14 protein-coding genes are annotated in these 19,044 nt (G+C 32.1%); 5 read left to right on the top strand and 9 right to left on the bottom strand.

Going from position 1 to position 19,044, the window contains the following annotated elements:
* The first annotated feature begins 81 nt into the window (after positions 1–81).
* Complete coding sequence (gene clpP, locus IM755_RS01555; RefSeq protein ID WP_194093306.1) at positions 82–738, top strand: ATP-dependent Clp endopeptidase proteolytic subunit ClpP; 657 nt, start codon at positions 82–84, stop codon at positions 736–738.
* Between the two features lie 72 nt (positions 739–810).
* Positions 811–2,043, top strand: coding sequence for an ATP-dependent Clp protease ATP-binding subunit ClpX (clpX, locus tag IM755_RS01550; RefSeq protein ID WP_194093305.1), 1,233 nt, complete (start codon positions 811–813; stop codon positions 2,041–2,043).
* A 221-nt stretch (positions 2,044–2,264) separates the two neighbouring features.
* On the opposite strand, the gene IM755_RS01545 is transcribed toward clpX, so the two are convergent.
* Positions 2,265–3,827, bottom strand: a complete 1,563-nt coding sequence (locus IM755_RS01545; protein WP_194093304.1) for an OmpA family protein — start codon at positions 3,825–3,827, stop codon at positions 2,265–2,267.
* Positions 3,828–4,196: 369 nt separating this feature from the next.
* Positions 4,197–5,708: a GH3 auxin-responsive promoter family protein gene (locus tag IM755_RS01540; protein WP_194093303.1), complete on the bottom strand. Its 1,512-nt coding sequence runs from the start codon at positions 5,706–5,708 to the stop codon at positions 4,197–4,199.
* A 100-nt stretch (positions 5,709–5,808) separates the two neighbouring features.
* On the opposite strand from IM755_RS01540, the gene IM755_RS01535 reads away from it, so the two are divergent.
* Complete coding sequence (locus IM755_RS01535) at positions 5,809–6,600, top strand: DUF2797 domain-containing protein (RefSeq protein ID WP_194093302.1); 792 nt, start codon at positions 5,809–5,811, stop codon at positions 6,598–6,600.
* Positions 6,601–6,657: 57 nt separating this feature from the next.
* On the opposite strand, the gene IM755_RS01530 is transcribed toward IM755_RS01535, so the two are convergent.
* The 6 genes from IM755_RS01530 to sppA form a co-directional block, all read right to left on the bottom strand.
* On the bottom strand, positions 6,658–7,284 hold the full coding sequence (locus IM755_RS01530; RefSeq protein ID WP_194093301.1) for a DUF6705 family protein: 627 nt from the start codon (positions 7,282–7,284) through the stop codon (positions 6,658–6,660).
* Positions 7,285–7,379: 95 nt separating this feature from the next.
* Positions 7,380–7,559 carry a hypothetical protein gene (locus IM755_RS01525; RefSeq protein WP_194093300.1) on the bottom strand — a complete coding sequence of 60 codons (180 nt, stop codon included), beginning with the start codon at positions 7,557–7,559 and terminating at the stop codon, positions 7,380–7,382.
* Positions 7,560–7,656: 97 nt separating this feature from the next.
* Complete coding sequence (locus tag IM755_RS01520; RefSeq protein ID WP_194093299.1) at positions 7,657–8,250, bottom strand: DUF6705 family protein; 594 nt, start codon at positions 8,248–8,250, stop codon at positions 7,657–7,659.
* 12 nt (positions 8,251–8,262) lie between these two features.
* Positions 8,263–9,492: a hypothetical protein gene (locus IM755_RS01515; protein WP_194093298.1), complete on the bottom strand. Its 1,230-nt coding sequence runs from the start codon at positions 9,490–9,492 to the stop codon at positions 8,263–8,265.
* Between the two features lie 296 nt (positions 9,493–9,788).
* Entirely contained in the window at positions 9,789–12,407 is a 2,619-nt protein-coding gene (locus IM755_RS01510) for an AsmA-like C-terminal region-containing protein (protein WP_194093297.1), read from the bottom strand.
* Positions 12,408–12,546: 139 nt separating this feature from the next.
* Positions 12,547–14,313: a signal peptide peptidase SppA gene (sppA, locus tag IM755_RS01505; protein WP_194093296.1), complete on the bottom strand. Its 1,767-nt coding sequence runs from the start codon at positions 14,311–14,313 to the stop codon at positions 12,547–12,549.
* A gap of 115 nt (positions 14,314–14,428) precedes the next feature.
* On the opposite strand from sppA, the gene folK reads away from it, so the two are divergent.
* Positions 14,429–15,571, top strand: a complete 1,143-nt coding sequence (gene folK / locus IM755_RS01500; protein WP_194093295.1) for a 2-amino-4-hydroxy-6-hydroxymethyldihydropteridine diphosphokinase — start codon at positions 14,429–14,431, stop codon at positions 15,569–15,571.
* 105 nt (positions 15,572–15,676) lie between these two features.
* On the opposite strand, the gene IM755_RS01495 is transcribed toward folK, so the two are convergent.
* The gene (locus IM755_RS01495; RefSeq protein WP_194093294.1) at positions 15,677–16,204 is read right to left on the bottom strand and encodes an RNA methyltransferase; all 528 of its coding nucleotides are present in this window, start codon (positions 16,202–16,204) and stop codon (positions 15,677–15,679) included.
* Between the two features lie 165 nt (positions 16,205–16,369).
* On the opposite strand from IM755_RS01495, the gene mutS reads away from it, so the two are divergent.
* Complete coding sequence (mutS, locus tag IM755_RS01490; protein WP_194094434.1) at positions 16,370–18,937, top strand: DNA mismatch repair protein MutS; 2,568 nt, start codon at positions 16,370–16,372, stop codon at positions 18,935–18,937.
* Positions 18,938–19,044 lie beyond the last annotated feature (107 nt).

Raw genomic sequence — 19,044 nt, 5'->3', positions numbered from 1 at the left:
AAAAGATAACTATTTAAAATATAATGTTTTTAGTTCAACCCATTTAAACTTTTAAACGCTTAAACATTTAAACAAAAAATTATGAACTACGGAAAAGAATTTAAAAAATATGCTACTAAGCATCACGGAGTAAACAGTTTATATTACGATAAAATTGTAGGAAGTATGACTCCATATATCATTGAAGAGCGTCAATTAAACGTAGCTTCAATGGACGTTTTCTCTCGTTTAATGATGGATAGAATTATATTCTTAGGAACAGGAGTTGATGATTATGTGGCAAATATTATTCAAGCACAATTGTTGTTTTTAGAAAGTGTTGATGCTTCTAAAGATATTAGTATTTATATCAATTCTCCAGGAGGAAGTGTATATGCAGGATTAGGAATTTACGATACAATGCAATTCGTAAAACCTGATGTGGCTACTATCTGTACAGGAATGGCAGCTTCAATGGGAGCGGTTTTATTATGTGCTGGAGCAGATGGAAAACGTTCGGCTTTACCACATTCACGAGTTATGATTCACCAACCGTCAGGAGGAGCGCAAGGAGTTGCAACTGATATGGAAATCAACTTGAAAGAAATGTTGAAATTAAAAGAAGAATTATACCAAATCATTTCGCAACATTCAAAACAACCTTATGATAAAGTCTACAAAGACAGCGAAAGAGATTATTGGATGATTGCTGCTGAAGCAAAAGAATACGGAATGATTGATGAGGTTTTAACAAGATAATTTAAAAAGTAATTAGTGATTAGTAAAAAGTGATAAGCTATTTACTAATCACTTTTGACTAATCATTAAAAAATGGCTAAAGAAGTATTAGAGTGTTCATTCTGCGGAAGGAAAAAGCCTGAAACCAATTTATTAATTGCAGGGATTAATGCGCATATTTGCGACAAATGTATCGAACAAGCTCACGGAATTGTATTAGAAGAATTAAAACAATCAGGTAATTCGAATTTGATTGCCGATTTGATTCTTTTAAAACCGAAAGAAATTCGTGCGTTTTTAGATGATTACGTAATTGGACAAGAGCAAACTAAAAAAGTAATGAGTGTAGCGGTTTACAATCACTACAAACGTTTGATGCAAGTTCAATTGGAAGACGAAGTTGAGATTGAAAAGAGTAATATCTTAATGGTAGGACAAACCGGAACAGGTAAAACATTGGTGGCAAAAACCATTGCTAAAATGTTGAATGTTCCATTGGCTATCGTTGATGCAACTGTTTTAACCGAAGCGGGTTATGTAGGAGAAGATGTAGAAAGTATCTTAACTCGTTTGTTACAAGCCGCTGATTACGATGTGGCTAAAGCCGAAAGAGGAATTGTTTTTATTGACGAAATTGATAAAATTGCTCGTAAAAGCGATAATCCATCGATAACTCGTGACGTTTCGGGTGAAGGTGTGCAACAAGCTTTGCTGAAATTACTTGAAGGAACGGTTGTAAATGTCCCACCAAAAGGAGGAAGAAAACATCCCGACCAAAAATTTGTTGAAGTAAATACACAAAATATCTTATTCATCGCTGGTGGTGCTTTTGACGGAATTGAAAGAATTATTTCAAAACGTTTGAACAGACAAGCCGTTGGTTATAGTTCTTCTATTGGAACAGACCAAATCGATAAAGATAATTTGTTGCAATATTTGATACCGAAAGACGTAAAAGATTTTGGATTAATTCCAGAAATTATTGGTCGTTTACCAGTTCTAACTCACATGGATCCTTTAGATGCGGAAACTTTAAGAGCTATTTTAACGGAGCCTAAAAATGCCTTAGTAAAACAATATAAGAAATTGTTTGAAATGGATGAGGTGACTTTAGATATTGAAGAAGAAGCATTAGATTACATTGTGTCAAAAGCTTTAGAGTATAAACTTGGAGCCAGAGGTTTACGTTCGTTATGTGAAGCTATTTTAACCGATGCTATGTACGAATTACCAAGTTCTGATGACAAACACTTACAAGTTACAAAAGAATATGCTGAAAACAGTTTGAGTAAAAATTTATTACAAAGATTGAAAGCTGTTTCTTAAGGAAATAAGTATAAATAAAAAGGTCGCCAATTGGCGACCTTTTTTTATGATTAAGCATTTTTCTTTTGCTCGATTGTTTTGGTTTGCTTAGCATTTACATAACTTGATCTACAACTCCAGCCACTAGAGCATGATGTTAATAATACAATTGTTGATAAGGCTAATACTAGAGAGATTTTTTTCATTTTTTTATAGTTGTGATTAATTGAGAGTGTGCTTTTTTATTTTACGATTTTGAATTCAACCCTTCTATTTGTTTGGTCTTGTTTTGCTGAACATTTCTCGCATTTTTCTAACAATTCGCTTTCACCAAAACCTTTGTAAGTTAATTGCGTTGCTGGAATACCTTTTTTAAGTAAATATTGATATGCAGATTTTGCTCTACTTTCTGAAAGTGTTTGGTTGTAAGTTTCAGACCCTTTGCTATCAGTGTGTGCATTAATTGTAATACTCATGTTTGTATTGTTCTTAAGAACTTCAACAATTTTGTTCAATGATAATTCAGATTCTTTTTTAATTGTTGATTTATTGAAATCAAAATAAATATTTTCAATTACAATTGCATCTTCAGTAACTACTGCTTTTTTCTGAGTTAAAGCAATGTTTTTGTCAGTATCACCAGTAGCAATATTTAATTTTTTAGTTTCGTAACCATCTTTATTAACTACAACATTGTAAGTTGTTAATGGTTCTAAAACTAATTTGATTTTACCATTATTATCAGATTGAGTCTCTGCTAATTTAGTCCCAAATTCGTCAGTTACAACAACTGTTGCGTTTGGTAAAGCTGTTTTAGTAACTTCTTCAACGACAGTATAGCTAAAGTGTAAATTTTCTTGCTTTTTAATTTCGAATTTTAAAATATCAAAATTACCCGATTGTTTTTTATCTGTTGAAATATATCCTTTAGATGGAGAAGTCATTACAAAAGCAACATCGTCTCTTCTTGAATTTAAATCAGTACCTAAATTCATAGCCGTTAAGAATGAATTGTCAACATAAGCCGATCTAAATACATCATAACCACCTAAATTTAAATGACCTTTCGAAGAAAAATATAAATATTTGTTATCAGAAGACATATAAGGATATTTCTCATCGTCTGCTGTATTTACGTTTGGACCTAAGTTAACTAATTTTCCGATAGTTCCATCTTCTGCAATGGTAGCTTCATAAATATCAAATCCACCAAATCCACCAGGAATGTTTGAAGCAATATAAATTTTCTTTCCGTCAGGAGAAACACTTGGAGTTTCAGCTGAATATTGCTCTGGAACCACATTTAAATTAGTGATGTTTGTCCATTTTTTAGCATCTTTCTCATTAAGAGTTGCTTTGTGTAGAGTAAACAATTGTTTATTATTAGGGTTTTCTTGAGTAAAGAAAATAGTTCTTTGGTCAGAAGAAAATCCGATTGAGCCTTCATCGTTTTCAGAATCTAACGCCTGAGAGAAAAGTAAAGGGAAAGATAAGTTTCCGTCTTCTTTTACATCTACACAGTATAAATTATTGTTTGGAGTATTTGTAATAGGATTAACAGTTACATCAGCATGTCTTCTTTTTTTATTAGATAAGATGATGTATTTGTTCTTAAAGAAAGTGGTACCAATTTCGTTTAATTCAGAATTGATTCCAGTATCACTTGTAATGAAGCTAATTCCTTTTGTGTTTTTATTAATGGCATTTACAATAGCTTCTGCTCCTTCTGAACGTTTTGGCTCTTGTCCAAAAGATACAAAGCTTCCTAAAAGTAAAAGTAACGTAAGGATTTTGTTTAGTTTCATAAATTTAAATGCTTAAATAATAGTTAGTTAATATAGAGGTTAAAACGGGTGCAAAATTAGAGGTATTTTTTGGAAAAAAAATTAATAGTGTATTTATTTATTAATTATTATTTAAAAATCCGATATAATGCAAAAAAAATCGATTTACTGCATTTGAAGTAAATCGATTTTTTTGAGAATATTGCAATAAAACGCTCTTAGCAGAGATTACTTTTGTGATATTCTTTATTAAAAGAATTTTTTTCGTTTTTTTCTATTGAGTTTTCGCATTTTCTGTAAGGCCCACATTTATAACGTCTTGGTCCGCAAGATACTGTAATTAGGACTAATGTCATAAGGGAATATATTATCTTCTTTTTCATAATTGTTTTATTGAAGTGTTAATAGGCTTTCTAGATAATTTCGTTCATTAGAAAGTCTTGGTACTTTGTGTTGACCACCTAGTTTATCTTGTTGTTTTAACCAATCATAAAAAAGATTTTCACGAGCCACATTTAATACTAACGGATTTAAGGTCATGTTGTTGTAGCGTTTGGCTTCATAATCAGAATTGACACTTTGAAGATTTTCGTCTAAAGCCTTTTGGAAATTCTCAATATTATTTGGTTTGGTTTTAAATTCTATTATCCATTCGTGAGCGCCTTTTTGTATGTCGCTCATAAAAATGGGAGCCACCGTATAATCGGTAATTTCACAATTGAATTCTTTACACGTTTTGGTTAAAGCCGTATCGGTATTTTCTACCATTAATTCTTCTCCAAAAACGTTTATGTGATGTTTGGTTCTTCCTGTTACTTTAATTCGGTACGGGCTTAATGACGTAAATCGAATGGTATCGCCAATTAAATAGCGCCATAAACCTGAGTTTGTCGTAATTACCAATGCATAATTTTTGTTCAATTCTACTTCGTTTAATCGGATGACATGTTGGTTAAGCGTTCCAAACGTATCCATCGGAATGAATTCATAGAAAATACCGTAATCTAGCATTAACAATAATTCGCTCGAATCATTTTGGTCTTGAATCGCAAAAAAGCCTTCCGAAGCATTGTAAATTTCGTAGTATTTGAAACTATCTTTTGGAAATAATTTCTTGTATTGTTCTCTATATGGATCAAAATTTACGCCTCCATGAAAATAGACTTCGGCATTTGGCCAAAGTTCCAATAAATTTGATTTTCCAGTAGTTTCTAATGTTTTTTGTAACAAAACCAACATCCAACTTGGAACACCTGCTAAACTCGTTACATTTTCGTTAATGGTTTCGTTGATAATGGCTGGAAGTTTGGTTTCCCAATCGCCCATTAACGAAATTTTGCTGCTTGGTGTTGAACTAAATTCGGCCCAAATCGGCATGTTGTCAATTAAAATGGCTGATAAATCACCAAAGAACGTGTTGTTGTCTTCGTATAATTGCTTGCTTCCTCCTAAACGTAAACTCTTTCCTGTAAACATTTGCGAATCTTCATTGTTGTTCAAATACAAACACAATAAATCTTTACTCGCTTTGTAATGACAATTCTCCAAAGCTTCCGAACTCACCGGAATAAATTTACTCTTAGCATTAGTAGTTCCGCTCGATTTAGCAAACCATTTTATGTTGGAATTCCAAAAAACGTTTTGTTCGCCTTGTCTTGTTTTTTCAATTAAAGGTTCTAAATCTTCGTAAGTAGAAACGGGAATTCGCTCACTAAAAGTGGTGTAATTCTTCATAGAAGAAAAGTCGTATTTTCTTCCAATTTGCGTGTTTTCGGCAGATTTTATAAGGTTGAAAAGCAATTCTTCTTGTACTTCATGCGGATATTTTAAGAACAATTCCATTTGATGAATTCGTTTCTTCAAAATCCAAGTGGCTACAGAATTTATAATTTGTAATGGCATTTACCTATTTCTAATTTTGAATTATTAAAACGGAATAATAACTTTACCAAAAATAGCATTTTTTTTAAATAATTGAACGAAAAAGTAAATCTTAACACAAATGAATTATCAAGGCACGCTAAGTAAAATGCAAACCGAATTTGGGAATCCAATTCAATACTATTTGGTTTTTGAAAATAGTTTTTTAAACCTGAACCAACTTTTAGGTAAACCAATGGAAATTGAATTTCAAGGCTACCAATGTTTGAATTGCGGGAAAGCCAAGAAAATTTTTCGTCAAGGATTTTGTTACGATTGTTTTATGAGCAGTCCAGCAGTAGGTGATTGGATTATGAAACCCGAATTAAGCACCGCGCATTTAGATATTGAAGACCGCGATTTAGAATACGAAAAACGCGTACAATTACAACCTCATGTAGTCTATTTAGCCTTATCAAGTGAAGTAAAAGTAGGAGTAACCAGAAAAACCCAAGTTCCAACTCGTTGGATTGACCAAGGCGCTGTGCAAGCCATTCCAATTGTGGAAGTTCCTAATAGATATTTAGCAGGAATCACAGAAGTAGCTTTGAAGAACCATTTTGCTGATAAAACCAATTGGCAAAAAATGCTAAAAAACGAAGTACCCAATATGGATTTAATTTCTGAGCGAAATAAAGTTTTCGATTGGTTACCAACCGAAGTAAAAGATTATTTCCCAAAAGATGAAAAAATCATTCAGCTCGATTTTCCTGTTTTGCAATATCCAAAAAAAGTAACGAGTTTAAATTTAGATAAAACTCCTAATTTTTCAGGAACCTTAACCGGAATTAAAGGACAATACTTACTTTTTGAAGACGGAACCGTTTTTAACGTAAGAACCTATGAAGGATATGTGGTGAAGATGAGTTTATAAAAAGAAACCCTTACTTTGTTAAAGAAGTAAGGTTTTTTTTATTTATTGTTTAATTATTTATTGTTTAATGAACAAATACCAACCATTAGGAATTGTCGTTCCTACAGTTGTTGTGGTGTCAAAAGAAGGGTCTGAAGGGTTAACTACTGTGATTTTTAGACCACTACTATTAATAAAGACTACAGCTTTATTATTGTCTGATTGTGATATTCCAAAATACATGCTACCTAACACTCCTTTCAAAAAATCATTAAATGTTAGTTCAATTCTTAGAATTCCTAAATTACAATCCGTACATTTTGGAATATCAGTTGCTAATAAGCCAGTATTACCATTTATATTATAATCGGAATAGTTGTTTAAATCTAAATTAAACCTATCTAAGGTGTTAAAAATTTCCACTCCATTTTCCACGAATCTGTATTCGCCAACTAAGACATCCTCATATATGTTTAAATTTAATTTATGAGTTAACTTTCTTAATTGTATCGTTACACTTGTGTTTCCATTAGTGTAAACCCAAGTTCCTATGTATGGATTAAGAAGGTTGTTTTGGTCTTTATAATAACCTCCTACTGGGGTGTCAGTATAATGAGTTCGTCCACTAATAATAAGATCTTGTGCTTTACAAGAAAAGCAAGCAATTTGAAGTATGATAATTGTTAAAAAATATTTTGTTTTCATAGTTTAATTAATTACCTGATGTTGTATCTATTATTGAACTTGATGTGTTTTCTGGTAGCGAAAGCTTGGTATAAACTGTAAAATCTCCTGTTACTCTATACATTGATAAAGTATTTGAGGGGAAAAAAATCTGAAAATGCTTTTTCTAAATTAGTGGAGTTTTTTAGATATCTGCCAAATTCTTCATCTGCTTTTTTTATTTGATTTTGTCTTCCAGTCATTTTTGTTGCAAATAAATAATTATTTGTAAGTTCTTTTAAAATTTCAACAAACAAATGAAACTTTTTTGAATGCGTTGCTGTAGTTTTTCTGTATATTTTTTAAAAAGAAACCCTTTCAAAGTTGAAAGGGTTTCTTTGTTTGCAAATAAGTTTATTGTTTAATAAGAGTCAACTCATTTAACAATGGTAAAGAAAAATTTGGGTCATTTTCATTTTCAGCTCTAGAAACACCGTAAATATAAATTTTTAATACTTCTTGACCATTTTCATTTGTTCTTCGCATAGTAAAATTTGCATATCTGTCTGTTGAAGCATCTCTTATGCTACCACTAAGCCTCTTTTCATTAACAGGGCATGTGGGACATTTCCACATTCTAAAATTATTATCAACAATTATGTTGCCATCTATATTGTGTACACGTTGATTATTGTAAACTGTATTAATTTCATTTATAGTATTAACTCTTTCAATTCCGTTTACTATATATTGATATTCTCCTATAATTAAATCTTCATAATAGCGCCCATTATATTGCTGTACTTTTTTTACTAATATCACTTTAAATAAAGTATTCCCATTTGTATATAGATAAGTTCCTTCAAATGGATTAAGTAAATTGTGTATATCTTTTTTATAATATCCGTCAGGTTTTCCGAGTCTGGATTCTGAAAGATCAATTATTGGGTTTTGAGCATTACTTAAAAATGTAATAAACAGTATAATAAAAATATGTGCTTTTTTCATAATTTATGTTTTTTAGTTACAAGGTGTTGATTTTACAGTATTTGTGATTCCAGTATCCATGCTTAATTTATTCCAATTAGTTAAAGTGCTGTTTGCTTTATATATAGATACATTGGTATGTGCCATAAATTTTAAAAATACCCGTTCGTAATTATTATCAATATTGAATTCTTCTTTCAAAAGTTCATCTACCTGTCCTTTTATTTCATTTTGCGAACATCCATTATTTTCAGGAGTATTCAAAAATTGGTCAATTCCATCGTTTAAACTAAAAGGGTCAAATACTATAGCATAAGTTTGAAAAGTTCCACTATCATCTTGACAAACTAACAAAAAACTTGCCAAATCTTCATTATATGACTCAATATTATTGTGCATTTTTTGTAAAAAAACAACATCACTATATGAAAACATGGGATATGCAGCGAATTTAGGATGAGTATGTATTGCAGAATAATAAGAGCCACCTGTAGGCATAAATATTTCAGTATCTGTTGTTGCTGGAAGTACTCTTGTGTTCATTACTCCAGTATTAGTTTTTATTAATGCTGCGCCTTTTTCTCCTTTTGGATTTACATCTATATTAGGCCTTAAATCATTGATAATAGTTGATTTAATATTGGGCTGTGGGTATTTAAATAAATTTTTTAGTTTATTACAAGGGCTGTCATTGTCTACTAATGAAGAACCACCACCTCCTGAACCATCTGTAGGGGTTGTTATAAAGCCTGTGCCAAGATCGCCTCCTCCAGTGCAACCATCGTTATATACAAAACTACAGCTTGTAGATTGTAACACCCATACACTACCACTTACGTTATCCCCATTATAATATCCTACAAGTTCTCCTTCCATTGGAGATTCTGTACCACCTTCGGCATATCCCCAAGTTTCTACACAAATTAATTCCATACTTGCTTGGCATTTATTAAATAAGCTAGTAGCATCAAAGTTAATTAATTTACAATTGGCTTCAATGTTTGGAATTTGACTTGGATTAATAGTAGTAAAATCATTTTTATTAATATCGTAATCCATTAAATAAGTTTTAAAAACTTGTAACGAATCGCAGGCGACAACTAAATTTTGCAACTTTGGATTTTCTGAAATAGTAGCAAATGTATAAGAGGTAACTTTTGTTGTTGGATTATAAATGGAATAACAAAAATCGGTATCAATTGAAAAATTAAAAATAGTATCTGTAACCAATTTTGATGTTCTGCTATTTAAGCTAGATTGCATTAAATTTAGTTTGTTAACAAAATATTATTTTTTTTAATTTCGTCTTTGTACATCTTTTTTAAAACTAGTTTATTTTGATGTTCATTTTTTACGTAATCTTCTTCTAGACTACAAGATACAAAAAGTATTCCACTTAATAAATACAAGAGGAGAATTTTCTTTAGTTTGTGTTTCATATTTATTTGTTTTAAAATTTTCAACAAACAAATGAAACTTTTTTGAATGCGTTGCTGTAGTTTTTCTGCATATTTTTTAAAAAGAAACCCTTTCAAAGTTGAAAGGGTTTCTTTTTAAAATTATTCTTTTTTCTTCTTGCCAAATAAATCTTTTAAAGCTCCGGTTGCTTTGTCTTTTACCGTGTTTTTAATTTCTTCTTTAGGTGTGGTTTTGGTTTTTGAAGTATCAGTTGCAGTTGTAGTAGTTCCAGAGGTATTGCCTTTGGTTCCATTCAACATATTGTTTAATGCATTTGTACCTTTATTCACATATTTCTCTTTCTGCATTTTAACCAATTGCGTAGTCAAATTTGTAGTCGATTGTTTTAAATCAGAATTAAATTTTGGTTGCGAAAAGTTGCCTGTCATCAATCCATTTACTGGAATACTCGTTATTTGTTTTTGGTCGGCTGGCGTTAATTTCGCAATTAAATTCGTTACGTCTTTACCTAAATATTTCACCGGAACATCAAATTTCAAGTTGTAATTCATTGTTTGATCGAAACCATGACTTCCGCCAACGTTTACTGTAATATCTTGGTATTTAATATCAAATGGTTTTACGTTTACTTTTCCATCTTTAAAAGATAAAGCTGCTTTCACGTCGTTTAAGTTTACTTTACTCATGTCGATGAATTTTAAGTTAGAACTTAAAGAAGTTAGCATTGAAGAGTTCTTTTCATTGATAGTAGTAGATAATAATTGCCCAAATAAATCACCAGAAATGGTTTTTAAGTTAGGCGTCATATCATTTTGTAAATTTCCAGTAAGTTTGATGGTTGAATTCAGTTTTCCATTAATTACACCAGCAATTGGAGCAATCGATTTTAACATGTCTAATTGGGTAAACGACTCGGCAATATTTACCGCGTTTAAGCCTAAATTCATATCAAATTTTGGCGTATTTCCTTTGGTTGAAACGGTTCCGGTTAACCCAATATTTCCTCCAAAAATTCCCATTTTTAAATTATTCAAGGTAACGGCTTCGTCACGGATAATCATATTTCCAGAAACATCTTTCAAATTCAAATTATCATAAACAACTGTTCCTGCTTTAGCTGTAATACTACAATCCAAGAAAGAAGGAATTTTAACCGCTTCAGTAGTTTTCTTGCCTTCGTCATTAACCGTTGTAGTTGGTGCCATAAAATCAGAAACCACTAATTTAGTCGAATTCATGTTAAATTTTCCTTTCAAGATTTGGTTTTTGAACATAAATCCATAGAAATTATCTAATGTTCCGTTTACTTGAATGTCAGATGAACCGGTTTTAGCGTCAAACTTGCTCAAATTGATATGGTTTGGATTGAAAGCTACATTAGCTTGATTAATTTTGAAAGGTTTCGCCATTTCTGGACCTTCGTAATTAAAGCCAGTTAAGCTCACTGTTCCCGAATTTTGAATATTTTGATACTGACTTTTCTCAACCGATTGCATATCGAATTTTGTTTTCACATCGGCTTTTAGAATTCCAGTTAGCGGTTTGTCTAATTTTACAGGATACGCTTTGGTAACATTTGCTAAATTGATGGTTCCTTTTAATTCGGCATCAACAAGAGCATTAGTTGCAATATTTTTAATAATTGCCTTCGCATTAAAAACGTCTTGATCAATTGCGAATGACAATTGGTGTAAATTCACAAAAGTATCATTCATTAAACCAGTTTCGTTGATAATATGTGTGTCAATCACAATATTTTTTACCGATTTTGGTAAATCTGGATATTGGAAAGAGGCATTATTCGAAGCAATTTTCACATCAAAAGCTGGAATAGTAGTTTCGGTTAAATTCCCTTTTACTTTTCCATCTACTGAAAATTGCCCTGTTGTTTTTACTTTATTAATATCGCCTGAATAAGCGGCTGGAACTAATCCTAAGAAATTTTTAAAATCAGAAGTTGGAGTTTTGAATGTTAAGTCATAGGTTTGACCTGCTTCCACCATTTGAATAAATCCATTAAATTCCAATGGCAATTGATTGATTAGAGCTTTATTGTCTTTGAATTCGTATTTGCTTTTTTCTAAATCAATTCCTAAAACAGCGTCTAAAGTGATGCCTACATTGTTCATGTAGTTCATTTTTTCCATTTCAAAAGATAGTTTGGCAGTAGTTTTTGTTTCCAAATCTAATTTTTGAGCGGCAAAATTTCCTTTTCCTTCATGATAAATGCTGTCCAATACCATTTTCATATCAGAACCTTCATCTACATAACTGAATTTTAAATTTTCAACCTCATAATTCTGAATATCCAAAGCAAAAGGTTTGCTGTCTGTAGTTTTTTTCTCTTCAGCTTCTTTTAGCGCGATGTCAAAATTACCAAGACCTTCTTTGTTGAAAATAATGTTTACTATTCCGTCAACGGCGCTAAAACTTTCTAAGCTCATCGTTTCACCTTCACCTTTGAAAAGTTCTTTAACGCTCATAGTAACATTGGTTTCACCAGCATATAAAAGCGTATCACCTGCGAATGGTGCTTTGTTGATAATGCTAAGTTTGTCGATAGTAACATGCGCCTGTGGAAAACTCTTGAACAAACTCAAATCCACATCTTCAAATGCAATGTTGGCATTTACATTTTCGTTTAATGTTTTAGCAATCATTTCCTTGATTTTGTCTTTAAACAAAAAAGGTGCTGCCGCTAATGCGATGATGGTTACCAAAAGAAATATCCCAAGTCCTTTTAAAACTTTCTTTAACATGATTGTATTTTTTGAAGTGAATGATTTTAGCTACACAAAAGTAATACCAATTGTAAATTTACGCATTAAATTTGAGTAAAATATATAAAAAAATCCCAAAAACGTATTGCTTTTGGGATTTTGTTATTTATCGTAACAATTAATGAATCTCAAGTTCGAAAGGCATCATCGCTTGAATACCTTTTCTGCTTTTTACACGTTTGATTTGCTCTAACATTTGGAAGCCTTCTTCACCAAGTTGTTCTTTTAATAATTGCTCTTTAGTTTTAAACATCGCCATTCCAGTGAAGTTAGCTAATAAATCTTCAAAACTTTTTTCGTATTCTGGGAAGTTTTCTGTTCTATAAGAAGAAGTTTTTCCAAGTTTAGCTGCGTATTTGATTGCTGCATCTAAACCACCAATTTCATCTACTAAACCAAGTTTATGAGCGTCAACACCTGTCCAAACTCTTCCTTGTGCAATGGCGTCAACTTGTTCAGTTGTCATTTTTCTACCATCAGCCACGCGTTTTAAGAAAGTAGCGTATGTTTTTTCGATGCTTTCTAAAACAAAACCTTTAAAGTTTTCATCCATTGGTTCAAAAACACTATAACCACTTGCATTTTCATGTGTTTTTACTTGTTCGGCATTAATTCCGATGTTTTTGCCTAATTGGTTCATGTTAGGTAACATTCCAAAGACTCCAATAGAACCAGTAATGGTGTTTGGTTCTGCAAAAATTCTATCCGCATTAGCTGAGATGTAGTAACCTCCAGAAGCAGCATAATTCCCCATAGAAACTACAACTGGTTTAGTTTTTTTAGTAATTTCTATTTCTCTCCAAATTAATTCCGAAGTTAGAGCACTTCCTCCTGGACTATTTACTCTTAATACAATTGCTTTTACATCATCGTCTTCACGGGCTTCTTGTAAAGAACGTTTGATTGAACCTTCACCAATTACATTAACATCACCTTCACCACCTGCAATTTCACCTTGAGCGTAAATTACTGCAATGATATCATTTTTAGAATAATCTTCAACAGTAGAAGCTGCTTTTTTAGCATAATCGGTAATGCTAACAATATCATATTTTTCTTTTTTGTCTACTTTTAATTTCGCTCTAATCATATCATGATATTCGTCTTCATAAGCTACTTTATCCACTAATTTATTAGCTAAAGCTAACTCTGGAGTTCTTGCGCCTAAAGTATTGGCAATGGCATTTAACTGGGCAATAGACAATTTTCTACTTTTAGCGATATCTACTACAATTGAATTCCAAACCGAGTTTAATAAAACTGTCATTTGTTCGCGGTTTTCTGGACTCATTTCTTGTGCTAAGAAAGGTTCTACGGCACTTTTGTATTTTCCATGACGAATCACTTCCATTTTTACTCCAGTTTTCTCTTGCAATTCTTTCATGTAGATAATTTCAGCAGACAATCCTTTTAAATCTACTTCGCCCATTGGGTTCAAATAAATTTGATCAGCAACAGAATTAATGTAGTATTCTTTTTGAGAATAGCTATTTGCATAAGCATAAACGAATTTTCCCGATTTTTTAAACTCTTCTAATTTATCACGAACCGCTTTACTTTGAGCCAAACCAAGTTGTGATTGATTGTTTAAAATCGAAATTCCTTCAATTTTGTCATCCTTTTTAGCTGCTTCAATAGCATTTAAAATATCGGTAACTCCATTATGATGTGCTTCAAAATAATTGAAGTCTTTATAATTTGTTTTTCCTGCGTAGTCTAGGGTTACCTTTGATAAATCCAATTCAATTACAGAATTATTTTTCACCGTAACGGTTTCTTCTCCTCCACCAGCAATTAATCCAATTATAATGATACCAAAAAAAGCTATCATGCAAAAAACAAAAAGCCCAACAATGGTTGATAATACATTTCCTAAAAATCTCATTTCAATTTCATTTTAATTTATGCTATTAGTAGAAGAAAGTAGAAAAATGTTACATGTTCATAAAAAAATGAGAAAGGTAAATTAGAAGTCTAAAATTGTTTGTTATTTTGCCAATATGAGTCAACACCAAGTCATTTTATCATTAGGAAGCAATCAAGGTAATCGATTAGAAACGATTCGATCTTGTATTGATTTGATTCATAATGAAGTAGCAACAGTTGTAAAGGTTTCTAAAATTTATGAAACTCCGGCTTGGGGGTTTGAAAGTGAATACTTTTATAATGCTGCAATCTTAATTCATACGTCAAAATCAGCTCAAAAAATATTGAAACAGGTTTTGAAAGTGGAGAAGAAGTTAGGTAGAGTTCGTTCCAAAGATATAGGCTATCAAGCTCGAATTATAGATGTGGATATCATCGCTTTTGATGAAGAAATTATTTCTACCGAAAATCTGCGAATTCCACATCCATTAATGCAAAATCGCAAGTTTGTATTGCAACCGATGTTGGATTTAGGATTGAATTGGGAACATCCTGTTTTGAAGAAATCTGTTTCTCAATTGTTACTTCAAACCGAAGATGCAAGTGAAATAAAAGCAGTTCATTCCATAGTTTCACCAATTGAAAAATTACAATTACAGCAATTCAATTACATTGCCATTGAAGGAAATATTGGAGCTGGAAAAACAACATTATCAACTAAATTATCAGAAGATTGCAATGCGAAATTAGTTTTAGAACGTTTTGCAGATAATCCATTTTTACCAAAGTTTTACAAAGATCAAAGTCGTTATGCGTTTCCATTAGAAATGTCATTTTTAGCTGATAGATACCAACAATTATCCGATGATTTAGCGCAATTTGATTTGTTCAAAGATTTTGTGGTAGCGGATTATCACATTTTTAAATCGTTGATTTTTGCCAAAGTAACCCTTCAAGAAGACGAATATCGTTTGTACAAAACCATGTTTGATATCATCCACAAAGAAATGCCAAAACCTGATTTGTACGTGTATTTGTATCAAAATACCGAACGACTTTTGGAAAATATCAAAAAACGTGGAAGAAGTTACGAGCAAGAAATTCCGGCAGATTACTTAGAAAAAATCAATCAAGGTTATCTAGATTATATCAAAACACAAACCGATTTGAATGTGTTGATTATAGATGTTTCTGATTTAGATTTTGTGAAAAAACAGGAAGATTATGTTTTTTTGTTGAATGAGATTAACAACAAAATAGTCTTAGCACGCGGATGAAACAGATTCGCCAAGGCAAAACGCAGATTTTAACGGATTTTTTTCAAGTTTCTTAGCGCTCTTTGCGAAAAATCTTTGCGTCTTTGCGTTTAAATAAAAAGATTTCTATTGAAGTTTCTGAAACAAATCCCAAATCACAATTCCAGCACTCACCGAAATATTCAACGAATGTTTACTTCCCAATTGCGGAATTTCAATCACACCATCACTTAAATTAATCGCTTCTTGAGAAACGCCTTTTACTTCGTTTCCAAAAATTAAAGCATATTTTGTATTGGTTTCTGGCTGAAAATCATCCAACATAATCGCATTCTCGGTTTGCTCCACAGAATATACTTTTACATTTTCTTGTTTCAATTGATTCACTACAGCTAAAACGTCTTTTGCGTATTCCCAAGTCACGGTTTCTGTAGCGCCAAGAGCTGTTTTGTGAATCTCTTTATTGGGCGGTGTAGCCGTAATACCGCACAAATAAATCTTTTCAATTAAAAAAGCATCCGAAGTTCTAAAAACCGAACCAATATTATGCAAACTTCTAATATCGTCTAAGATGATAATAATGGGTGTTTTTTGAGCTTCTTTAAACTCGTCAATGTTTTTGCGTTCTAGTTCTGCGTTGGCTAATTTTCTCATGTGGCAAAAGTAAAGATTAATTATAAAACTTTAAAACTTGATTTTTGAAATTGATATTGTCATTGTCTTTGAAATTATTACCTTCGCAATCATACTTAAAAATTTGAAATTGTGGCGAAAAAATCTGCAGCAACTCCCGATAAAGCTCCCAAGGAAACACCATTAATGAAACAATACAACGAGATAAAAAACAAATATCCCGATGCTTGTTTGTTGTTTCGTGTGGGCGATTTTTATGAAACTTTTGGAGAAGATGCTGTTCGTGCCGCAGGAATTTTAGGGATTACGCTAACCAAACGTGGAGCAGGAAGTGATAGCGAAACCGCGTTGGCAGGATTTCCACATCATTCTTTAAATACGTATTTACCTAAATTAGTTAAAGCCGGACTTCGAGTGGCGATTTGCGATCAATTAGAAGATCCAAAAATGACGAAAACCATCGTAAAACGTGGAGTTACAGAATTAGTTACGCCAGGAGTTTCGATGAATGATGAGGTGTTGCAATCGAAATCAAACAACTTTTTAGCATCGGTTCATTTTGGAAAGAAAATGGTTGGTGTTTCATTTTTAGATGTGTCAACAGGTGAATTTTTAGTAGCTCAAGGCAATGAAGAATACATCGATAAATTATTGCAAAACTTTCGTCCGAGTGAAATTTTAATTCCGAAACAGTTTAAAAATCAATTTCATTCTGTTTTTGGAGACGATTTTCATACGTTCTTTTTAGAAGATTGGGTGTACAAAGAAGATTATGCCTTAGAAAGTTTAACCAAACATTTTCAAACCAATTCGCTAAAAGGTTTTGGAGTAGAAGAATTAACTGAAGGATTGATTGCTTCGGGTGCAATTTTGTATTATTTGTCGGAAACGCAACATAATAAAATTCAACATATCACTAATATTCAACGTATTGCTGAAGATGCTTACGTTTGGATGGATAAATTTACGATTCGAAATTTAGAATTATATCACAGTTATAATCCCAATGCAGTAACGCTTTTAGATGTGATTGATAAAACGCTTTCGCCAATGGGAGCAAGGCTTTTGAAACGTTGGTTGGCGCTTCCGTTGAAAGATATTTCAAAAATAAGAAGTCGTCATGAAGTGATTTCATATTTGAAAACCAATCCCGAAGTTTTACAACAAATTCAATATCAAATCAAGCAAATTTCCGATTTAGAACGTTTGATTTCAAAAGTAGCAACAGGAAAAATTTCGCCAAGAGAAGTCAATTTCTTGAAAGATTCGTTAGATGCGATTATTCCCATTAAAACATTGGCATTAGAAAGTTCGAATGAAGCTTTACGAGTAATTGGGGATAGTTTGCACGCTTGTGAATTGTTACGCGAAAAAATCAAAACAACCATTCAAGAAGACGCTCCTGTAAGTGTGAATAAAGGAAATGCAATTGCTGTTGGAGTTCATCCCGAATTAGATGAATTGAGAGCTATTTCATCAACGGGGAAAGGTTATTTGGAAGAATTAGAACAACGTGAAAGTGCTGCTTCTGGAATTCCTTCTTTGAAAGTTTCTTTTAATAATGTTTTTGGTTATTACATAGAAGTTCGAAATACACATAAAGATAAAGTTCCTGCGGAATGGATTCGTAAGCAAACCCTTGTGAATGCGGAACGTTACATTACAGAAGAACTAAAAGAATACGAATCGAAGATTTTAGGAGCTGAAGAAAAAATCCATCAATTAGAAACGCAGTTGTTTGAACAATTAGTGAATTGGATTGCTACGTATATCAAACACGTTCAGTTGAATGCGAATTTAATTGCACAATTGGATTGTTTGACGTCTTTCACGCAATTAGCGATTGACAACAAATATGTTTGTCCGGATTTAGATGAAAGTTTCGATTTGGAAATTAAAGAGGGGCGTCATCCTGTTATTGAAAAGCAATTACCGGTTGGTGTTCCGTATATTTCTAATGATGTTTATTTAGACAGAGAAACCCAACAAATTATCATGATTACCGGTCCGAATATGTCGGGTAAATCGGCCATTTTGCGACAAACGGCTTTAATTGTATTAATGGCGCAAATGGGAAGTTTTGTTCCAGCAGAAAGTGTGAGAATGGGTGTAGTAGATAAAATTTTCACTAGAGTAGGAGCGAGCGATAATATTTCGATGGGTGAATCTACTTTTATGGTGGAAATGAATGAAACCGCTTCGATTTTGAATAATATTTCGGAAAGAAGTTTGGTGTTGTTAGATGAAATTGGAAGAGGAACTTCAACTTATGACGGAATTTCGATTGCTTGGGCGATTTCAGAATATTTGCACGAACATCCGAATAAGCCTAAAACGCTTTTCGCTACTCATTATCATGAATTAAACGAAATGGAAGTTACATTTGACAGAATTCAGAATTTCAATGTTTCGGTAAAGGAATTAAAAGATACGGTTTTATTCATTCGTAAATTAGTTAAAGGTGGAAGTGCGCATAGTTTTGGTATTCACGTAGCAAAAATGGCTGGAATGCCTCAAATTGTGATTCAAAAAGCACAAAAATTATTGAAGCAATTAGAAAAAAGACATTCCAGCGAAGAATTATCCGGAATTAAATCAGCAAATGATGAACTACAATTGAGTTTTTTTAATTTAGATGATCCACTTTTAGAAGAAATTAAAGAAGAAATCATGAATATCGACATCAATACGTTGACTCCGGTAGAGGCTTTGATGAAGTTGAACGAAATAAAACGAATGTTGGTAAAAAAATAATTTTAAAATAAATTATTCGTTATCAAAAGGTTAAAGAAAAGTTCGAAAAAAGTTTTAATTTTTATTTAAAAAGTGCTTGCAAGAATAAAAATATGTTCTATATTTGC

Source organism: Flavobacterium proteolyticum (assembly GCF_015223105.1).
GTDB lineage: Bacteria > Bacteroidota > Bacteroidia > Flavobacteriales > Flavobacteriaceae > Flavobacterium > Flavobacterium proteolyticum.
Note: the sequence above shows the minus strand (reverse complement) of the source record. Positions and strands in the feature narration are given on the sequence as shown.